9 protein-coding genes are annotated in these 8279 nt (G+C 55.9%); all 9 read left to right on the top strand.

Annotated elements, in window-relative coordinates:
- Nucleotides 1-647 (top strand): sulfite exporter TauE/SafE family protein (locus tag R6U41_RS11180; RefSeq protein ID WP_410269918.1); only part of this gene is annotated, 647 nt, incomplete at its 5' end.
- A 12-nt stretch (nt 648-659) separates the two neighbouring features.
- Nucleotides 660-1256 (top strand): hypothetical protein, encoded by a 597-nt coding sequence (locus R6U41_RS11175; protein ID WP_410269917.1) that lies wholly within the window; start codon nt 660-662, stop codon nt 1254-1256.
- The gene (locus tag R6U41_RS11170; protein ID WP_410269916.1) at nt 1256-1711 is read left to right on the top strand and encodes a hypothetical protein; all 456 of its coding nucleotides are present in this window, start codon (nt 1256-1258) and stop codon (nt 1709-1711) included. Before R6U41_RS11175 ends, R6U41_RS11170 begins: the two co-directional genes overlap by 1 nt.
- Nucleotides 1708-2211: a 4Fe-4S dicluster domain-containing protein gene (locus tag R6U41_RS11165; RefSeq protein ID WP_181552656.1), complete on the top strand. Its 504-nt coding sequence runs from the start codon at nt 1708-1710 to the stop codon at nt 2209-2211. The genes R6U41_RS11170 and R6U41_RS11165 overlap by 4 nt, the downstream gene beginning before the upstream one ends.
- Nucleotides 2212-2274: 63 nt before the next feature.
- Complete coding sequence (locus R6U41_RS11160; RefSeq protein WP_410269915.1) at nt 2275-4437, top strand: NAD(P)-binding protein; 2163 nt, start codon at nt 2275-2277, stop codon at nt 4435-4437.
- A gap of 45 nt (nt 4438-4482) precedes the next feature.
- The gene (locus tag R6U41_RS11155; protein ID WP_181552654.1) at nt 4483-4695 is read left to right on the top strand and encodes a hypothetical protein; all 213 of its coding nucleotides are present in this window, start codon (nt 4483-4485) and stop codon (nt 4693-4695) included.
- Nucleotides 4696-4722: 27 nt separating this feature from the next.
- Entirely contained in the window at nt 4723-5484 is a 762-nt protein-coding gene (locus tag R6U41_RS11150; protein ID WP_410269914.1) for a 2Fe-2S iron-sulfur cluster-binding protein, read from the top strand.
- Nucleotides 5485-5498: 14 nt separating this feature from the next.
- A complete protein-coding gene (locus tag R6U41_RS11145; protein WP_410269913.1) occupies nt 5499-5972 on the top strand; it encodes a ferritin-like domain-containing protein in 474 nt (157 codons plus the stop codon).
- Nucleotides 5973-6026: 54 nt separating this feature from the next.
- Nucleotides 6027-8114 (top strand): molybdopterin-dependent oxidoreductase, encoded by a 2088-nt coding sequence (locus tag R6U41_RS11140; RefSeq protein WP_410269912.1) that lies wholly within the window; start codon nt 6027-6029, stop codon nt 8112-8114.
- Nucleotides 8115-8279 lie beyond the last annotated feature (165 nt).

The following is an 8279-nucleotide window of genomic DNA, read 5'->3' as shown; positions in this document are numbered from 1 at the left end:
GCGAGGAATTTAAGATCAACCCCTTGCTCTTCGGCATCATCGGTGTGGGCATCGGCATTGTTTCCCGGGCGTTCGGCATCGGCGGCGGATTTTTGCTCACCCCCCAGGCCATGAAAAAACGCCAGAACATCAAGGCCATGACCAAGAAGTTCAACGAGGAAGTCCAGAAGGCCAAGGAAGAGGGCCGGGCTGCCCGCATGGGCCGCATTGAGCCCATGTCCACCGGTGCCAACAAGCTGTTTAACTACCAGTTCAAGTTCTGGGGCGAGGAATTTAAGATCAACCCCTTGCTCTTCGGCATCATCGGTGTGGGCATCGGCATTGTTTCCCGGGCGTTCGGCATCGGCGGCGGATTTTTGCTCACCCCCCTGATGACCATGATCGGGGCCCTGCCCATGTACGTGGCCGTACCGGTTGCCCTGGTGGGGACCTGCTTTTCCAGTATCGGTTCCTTTATCGGGTACCTGTTAAACGGTTACCTGCCTGACCTCTGGATCGCCATCGCCATTATCATCGGCGGTTTTGTGGGCGGATACCTCGGCAGCCGGATGCAGAAGATGTTTACCGAAGTACAGCTCAAGGTCATTCTGGCGGTTGTGCTGTTTTTCCTCTTCTTCCGGTTTTTCAAAATCGAGATCTGGATCTAGGGTGTTTCAGCAATGATGGACGCGCTCTGGATGTTTATTGTAACAATGGTACAGCATGCGCAGCAAGGGCTGGATATTTTGTTCAGCCCCCTGCACATGCTGGGCCCGACAGCTGCTGTGGCCGGCATTGCCGTGCTCACAGCAGCTGTTACCAGGGTGTTTGGAAAAAAGTTCAAGACAAAACGTTACAAGGAACTGGAGCAAGAGTTTTACTATTGGTATGATGTCAAGCAGCAGGCACTTCAGCTAAAAGACGCGGATCCGCAAAAGGCCAAAGATCTGGGAAGAAACATTGATCAGGGACATCTCAACAAGGTTTACTATGATTTTTTTTTCGAAGGCTTTTTAAAGAACCTTTTGACAATGTATATTCCTCTGTTTCTGATGCTGGGATACATCAATGCCACCTATGCGCCAGAAGCGCTGGAAGCCCTGACAGGCAGGAGCTACCTGTTTATGCTTCCCTGGTTCAACGGACAGCAGTACCCCATTGGCGCCGTCTTCTGGTTTGTCTGCTGTGTTTTGTTTTTCTACGTCGCCGCATTCGTTGTCCGGATGAGGCTTGAAAAGAAACAAAACAGCACCGCTTCGACGGAAAAGGCAGTATAATGCAGTCTGTCCGAATGTTTACAGAATGGATGGATGCGGTATTTCCCGATTGGTATGCCCTGTTGTCCGCACTTCTTATGGGTGCCTTTGGCGTCATGGCCCTGGGTATTGTGGTTTGCGGCCTTGCTCCGGACCTTTTGTTTGCCTGGCTTCCTCCTGTCACAGCCTTTTGCGGCGCTGTTGCAGGCTACAGGTTCCGGGAAAAGCATTTTTCAGCCAGCAACACCGCCAACCAGCTGCTGGCCCTTGGCGCCGGAACAGGACCGGCAATCGCAGCAGCCGTTTTGCAGGTCATCGTAGACCGGAATTTTTTCGGCACCCATCCATCCTTGTCTCTGCTGGCCGTTTTTTTTGCCTGCGGAATTTTCGGCGCAGCCGGCGGGCGATGGCTGTGCCGCAAATATGAAATGATTGACCAAAACCGCCCGGCAACAAAGGAGTTTCCGAAATCATGAGCAAATACTACCTGTTTCAGGATCAAAAACGATGCATCGGCTGCATGGCCTGTGTGGCGGCATGCAAAAGCCGGCAGGCCCTTCCCAGGGGCCCGTTTCCATCCCTGGTGGTTGCAGTCGGCCCCCGGCGGGTGGGCAACCTGCCCAGAACCGCCTATACGTTCATGCCCTGCTTTCACTGTGAAAACCCATGGTGCGTGGCGGCCTGCCCTACCGGTGCCATGCGCCCTCGGACAGAAGACGGCATTGTCACCGTGGATCCGGATCTTTGCGTGGGATGCAAAACATGCATATCCGCCTGCCCATGGGGGGCGCCGCAATGGAATCCGGAAACCGGCAAGGCAGTCAAGTGCGACTACTGCTACGAACGGGTCGAGGCTGGCCTGGAGCCGGCCTGCGTGACGGTATGCCCGACAAAATGTCTTTATTTCGGCACCCCGGATGAAATCCCGGAAGTCAGGCGGGAGCGCTACGCCAGGGCCCGGGCCCAGGATTTATAATCAGGATTTATAACCAGGATTTATAACCAGGATTTATAACCGGACCAGCACAAGGCGGTTGAGATGGATTCCCAAACCTGCAGTGTAAAAAAACTGCACGATCAAATCGAGCAGACCTTAAACAACGGATCGCTGACTCATCCCCGCTGCCGGCAGCGGGCCACTGAGATTTTCGACCTGGTCCATGATGTTTCCCAGGGCCTGGCCGGCGACGATCATTTAGACAGCATCCTGGAACTTGCCCAAAACCTGGTCAATGAGGGCCTGACGCCGGCCTGCCGGGAATTCGGCGAGCATGTGACATCATTTGTGGATCAGCACCAGGAAGAGTTCATAAGCCATATCCGCACCCACACCTGCCCCACCGGCAGGTGTCCCATGCTTACTCCGGCGCCCTGCCAGATGGCGTGTCCCGCAGGCATTGACATTCCCTCATATGTGACCCTGGTGGGCCAGGGCAAATACGCAGAAGCCATTTCCGTGATCCGCAGGGACAACCCCTTTCCCTGGGTATGCGGCCTGGTGTGCACGCATCCCTGCGAATTCATGTGCGTGCGGGGCCGGATGGACAAATCCATTGCAATCATGGACTTAAAAGGATTTGCAGCCGAAAAGGCCATGTCCGCCCAGAGCTACCAGAACCCGGAACCCAGTCCGGACAACGGGCGCAAAATCTGCATCATCGGCGCGGGTCCCGGCGGATTGACCGCCGCCTATTATCTTGCGCTTCGGGGATACCGGGTGACGGTGATCGAGGCCCTTCCCGTGGCCGGCGGCATGATGATGGTCGGGATTCCCAGATACCGGCTGCCCCGGGAGGTCATTGACCGGGAAGTGGCCATGATCGAATCGCTCGGCGTGGAAATCCGGCTCAACACCCGGCTGGGAAAAGATGTCACCATTGAATCGCTTCGCTCCGAGGGGTTTGAAGGATTTTTGCTGGCCATTGGCGCTCACGGTTCCTACAAGCTGATGATTCCCGGAGAAGACGATTATGAAGGCGTCATTCCTGCCGTGTCGTTTCTGCGGCGCGTAAGCCTTGGCGATCACCGGCGGCCCGGCAAAAAAGTGGCCGTGGTCGGCGGTGGCAACGTGGCCATTGACGCGGCCCGGACCTGCCTGCGCCTGGGCTGCGAAAGGGTGACCATTCTTTACCGTCGGACCCATGATCAGATGCCGGCCCATCACGAGGAAGTCGTGGAAGCTGAAGAAGAAGGCGTGGCCTTCTCTTACCTGACCATTCCCAAGCAGGTCCAGGGAGCCGACGGCCGTGCCACCGGCATTGTCTGCGTACGCGCCGAACTAAGCGAACCGGATGAATCCGGGCGCAGGCGTCCGGTCCCGGTGGAGGGAAGCGAGCACGTCATTGAAGCAGACGTCATTATCCCGGCCATCGGCCAGGAGATCAGACCCCAGGGCCTTGAAGCGTTTGAGGAGGTGGACTGGACCCGGCGCAATACCATCCGGGTCCATACCGTGACCATGCAAACCAATCAGCAGGGCGTTTTTGCTGTTGGCGATGCGGTTACCGGCCCGGCAACCGTGGTGGAAGCCATTGCCGGCGGTAAAAAGGCCGCCTCGGCCATCCACCGCCATTTTGAAGGCATTGCCCAGCCGACCCTGCCGCGGGTTCCGGTCCGCCGCAGGCGCCTGCCGCACTTTGACCTTCCCGCTTCTTTGAAAATGGACCTGGACCGGCCGAAAATGCACCAATTAAGCAATGACCGGCGACGCATTACGTTCCAGCAGGTGCACCTGGGATTCAATGAACAGCAGGCCCATGAAGAGTCCAAGAGATGCCTGCGCTGTGACATCTGCATCCGCTGCGGCCGGTGCGTGGAAATCTGCCGGGACAAAATGGGAATTGAAGCGCTCTGCCTGGGATATCTGGATTTCGACAAACCCGGCCCCACGGATCTGCGCATCACCGCTGAGCGCTGCATCGCATGCGGTGCCTGTGCCACCAACTGCCCCACCGGGGCCATGCAGATGACAGACCGCGACGGCTACCGGGAGCTTTCCCTGTGCGGCACCGTGCTCAACCGTCTGCAGCTTGAATACTGCGAAGTCTGCGGCGCCGTGCTCGGCCCGGCCCGATACCATGATTATATCGTCAAACGCGTGCGGGATGTCAGCCCCACGTCAAACGGCAGACGCATATGCCTGGAATGTGCCAGGCGCCAAAGCGGCGGGCAGCATGCGGAAATCACTCCGCCGCCCAGATAGTCAAACTCGGCAAAATGCCCGCAATCCCGTCAGGAGGTATGAATCATGACATTTCGACAGGGCCAGAAAGTGGAAATTTTTCAACGCTCCACCGATGAAAGCTGGGAAGATTACATGGAGGCATTTATCGGGCTGCACGGCATTATCACGGATCCGGACGTCAGCAAAAACGACCCGGATGCTTTGATCGAGGTAAGCCTGGATGAAAAAGGCACGCACCGGCTGCCCCAGGACTGCCTGCGCATCATTGAACAATAGGCACGCACCGGCCGGGGGAGAAAAACAATGGTTGAAATTACCGTCAATAACCAAAAAATCCAGGCAGATCCGGAGAAACGACTCATCGACCTCCTTCGCAAGCAGGGCATCGAGGTTCCCGCGTTATGCTACCATCCGGCCCTTTCTCCTGCCGGGGCCTGTAAGCTTTGTGCCGTGGAACTGATGGTGCCGGGCAAGCCTTCCCAGGTCAAGCTTTCCTGCATAGTCAAGCCTGTTGAAGGCATGGAGGTCAACACGGACAACGAGCGCGTGCAAAAGGCGCGCACCACGGCCTTTCGGAACCTTGCCAAATATGCTCCCGAAGCACCGGCGATATGGAAACTGGCGGAAAAGCACGGCATTGATATGGGCTCGCCTCCGGATGAATGTATCCGGTGCCGGCTCTGCGTACGCGCCTGCAAGGAGTTGGTGGGCGCGAATGCCTTAAAAATGGAAAAACGAAACGGGGTCTCGTATGTTGTGCCCAGGCCCGAAAACCAATGTATCGGGTGCGGCACCTGTGTCAATATCTGCCCCACGGGTGTGATCCATCAGAAGGATGAAAACGGGCTTCGCATCATTTCCATCCGCGACGAGGTGATCGGTCAGAACCCGCTGCTGCAATGTGAAGCCTGCGGCCGCTATTTTGCCACACCAAAATTCATGAACCGGGTGGAGAACAGAACCGACGATCATCCCCACGTCAAGGAACATCACCGATATTGTCCAACATGCGCGAAACTGTTGTCCGACCGGATAAAAAGCGCCTCGCGCATCAAACGGATGTAATACCGGAGGAAATCATGACAGAAGTCAGCTGCAGATCCATGCACGATGTGGTGGCATTTGCCATCACCCGGGAGGAAAAGGCCCGGGACTTTTACCGCGACTGTGCAGATTCTGCCAAAAACAAAGGCATTAAAGAATTTTTCCGGGAAATGGCCGAGGAAGAAGCGCGGCATCGCCAGCTTTTGGCGGACCTGGATCTGAGTGCGGAAAAACCTTTTTCCGACCTGGACGAACACGGCAACGTCAAGGACCTGCATTTAAGCGATTTTATGATCGATGTCCGGTTTTCACCGGATATCGGCTATCAGGAGGCCCTTGCCATGGCCATGAAAAAAGAGGAAAAGGCGCATGCCTTTTATAAGGCCTGGAAAGGCCGGTGCGCCAGCGAAAAATCCGAAAAGCTTTTTTCGTTTCTGGCTGAAGAGGAACTCAGGCACAAACGCCGGCTCGAGGAGATCTATGACAGCGAAATCCTTCAGGAAGGTTGACATACTGAAAAATTTGAGCGTTTGCGGTTTTATGGACAAAAGGAGACAATGGATATGACAACAGAGAAAATTTACACGATCTGCGGGATGTGCACGGTTCGATGTCCCATGGTGGCGGAAGTGGAAAACAGCAACATCCGGTTTCTTCAGGGCAATCCCAATGCACCGGGCATGAAAACCTCCCTTTGTGCACGGGGTGTGGCCGGAAAAGCCCTGATCAATGATAATGAACGCATCCGCCATCCCATGATCCGCGACGGTCAGCGGGGTGAAGGCAAGTGGCGGAAAGTCAGCTGGGAGGAGGCCCTGGACTATACCGCGGAAAAACTGCAAAAAGTGGTGGATCAGTACGGACCCCGGGGCGTGGCCTTATCCGACCGGGGCGGACCGTTTCGGGATTTCCACCGGGCGTTTTTAAGGGGCCTGGGATCGCCCAACTATGTCAATCATGATTCCTCCTGCGCCCGAAATGTCCAGCATGCCGCCAAATCCGTCAGCGGCGCGGGACGCAAGGAAGTGGCCTATGACTACAGAAACGCCAAGCACGTGATTCTGCAGATGCGAAACGTGTTTGAAGCCATCGGGGTCCAGGAGGTCAACGACCTGACCGATGCCATGAATGAAGGCTGCCGGCTGACCGTCATTGATATCCGGGCCAATGTGTCGGCCACCAAGGCGGACCGGTTTTTCATGGTCCGCCCGGGAACCGACTATGCCTTTAACCTGGCGGTCATCAACGAGCTGCTCACAAAAGACCTTCACAACAAGGATTTTGCCCGCAAATACATCCAGGACCTGGAAGCCCTCAAATCCTTTGCCAAGGATTACACACCGGAATGGGCGGAAACCGAAACCGGTGTGCCGGCCGCCCAGATCCGTTCCTTTGTCCATCAGCTGGCAAAGGATGCCCCGGCCGTGCTCTGGCATCCGGGGTGGATGATGGCCCGATATGACACCACTTTCTACCTGTGCCGCTCCATTTACATCATCAACGCCCTGCTTGGCTCCTACGGCGCCAAAGGCGGCCTGCCCTTTGTCAACAAACCCAAGGACGCAGGCTATTCCGGGCTGAAAAAATTTATGGACCTGTTTGAAAAGCCCAAGGAAAAACGCGCAGACGGCGTGGGCTGGCGATACACCCACTTTGACGAGGGCCCGGGGATGGCCCACCTGCTCTACGAAGCCATGGAAACCGCAGATCCGTACCCGGTAAAGGGCTATATCGCCTTCCGGCATGACCCGTTGATGGCTTATCCCGAGCCGGACCGGCTCAGGCAGATCTTTGACAACCTGGATCTGCTGGTATCGGTGACCTTTACCTGGTGTGACACGGCATGGTATGCCGATGTTGTGCTGCCCCTGTCCCCGTATCTGGAACGCGACAGCGTGCTGGCCGCCAAAAACGCCCTCCAGCCCTATTTCTTCATGCGCCGCCGGGCGGTTGAACCCCGGTTTGACACCAAGGCCTGCTGGGAAATCTTTTCCGGTCTAGCCCAGCGCCTGGGCATAAACGAACTGGTCTATGACAAAATCGAAGACGTCTGGAACTACCAGCTCCAGGGCACAGGGGTCTCCATTGAGGATTTTAACGACACAGGCATGGTCAAGTTAACCGAAGGGCCGATTTACAAGGACCGGGACAACTTAAAATTCGGCACAAAAAGCGGAAAATTTGAAATTATATCCCAAAAGCTCGAAGACCTGGGAATACCATCCCTGAAACCGTATGAATCCGCTGACAGCCCTCCGGAAGGCTATTTCCGGCTCACATTCGGCCGCTGTGCCCAGCACACCCAGGGCCATACGGTCAACAATCCGGTTCTGGGCGAACTGGTGCCTGAAAACGTGCTCTGGATTCATACAGATGCAGCGGAAAAGCTGCATATTGAAAACAATGAGACCGTCAATGTTTCCAAAAACGGTTACTCCGAGCAGATCAAGGCAAAGGTGACCGATTTTATCCACCCGGAAGCCGTATTCGTGCTTCACGGATTTGGTCACAAGCTGCCCGTGGAAAGCCGCGCCTACGGCAAGGGGCTGGCTGACAACAAGTTCATGCCGGGTGCCCTGAAAAAATGGGATCCTGTGGGCGGCGCTGTTGCCCTGCAGGAAAATTTTGTGAAAGTAACCAAGATAAAATAAGCATCTTTTCATTGCCATCAGCCCGGGGCTGCACACTTTGGGGCCCCGGGCTGATTTCCTTATTTATCACTGAACCCGCAAGATGGAGCCGCTCATCTTCTACTTTACCCTCCCGGAGACCGCCCCCAGAACTGAAACCAGGGAATCTGAAACCCAAACCGCCCT

It is taken from the genome of Desulfosalsimonas sp. (assembly GCF_046483245.1).
GTDB lineage: Bacteria > Desulfobacterota > Desulfobacteria > Desulfobacterales > Desulfosalsimonadaceae > Desulfosalsimonas.
Note: the sequence above shows the minus strand (reverse complement) of the source record. Positions and strands in the feature narration are given on the sequence as shown.

Coding starts and splice junctions, on each gene's coding strand:
- R6U41_RS11175 (WP_410269917.1), top strand. CDS start 660: ATGATGGACGCGCTCTGGATGTTTATTGTAACAATGGTACAGCATGCG.
- R6U41_RS11170 (WP_410269916.1), top strand. CDS start 1,256: ATGCAGTCTGTCCGAATGTTTACAGAATGGATGGATGCGGTATTTCCC.
- R6U41_RS11165 (WP_181552656.1), top strand. CDS start 1,708: ATGAGCAAATACTACCTGTTTCAGGATCAAAAACGATGCATCGGCTGC.
- R6U41_RS11160 (WP_410269915.1), top strand. CDS start 2,275: ATGGATTCCCAAACCTGCAGTGTAAAAAAACTGCACGATCAAATCGAG.
- R6U41_RS11155 (WP_181552654.1), top strand. CDS start 4,483: ATGACATTTCGACAGGGCCAGAAAGTGGAAATTTTTCAACGCTCCACC.
- R6U41_RS11150 (WP_410269914.1), top strand. CDS start 4,723: ATGGTTGAAATTACCGTCAATAACCAAAAAATCCAGGCAGATCCGGAG.
- R6U41_RS11145 (WP_410269913.1), top strand. CDS start 5,499: ATGACAGAAGTCAGCTGCAGATCCATGCACGATGTGGTGGCATTTGCC.
- R6U41_RS11140 (WP_410269912.1), top strand. CDS start 6,027: ATGACAACAGAGAAAATTTACACGATCTGCGGGATGTGCACGGTTCGA.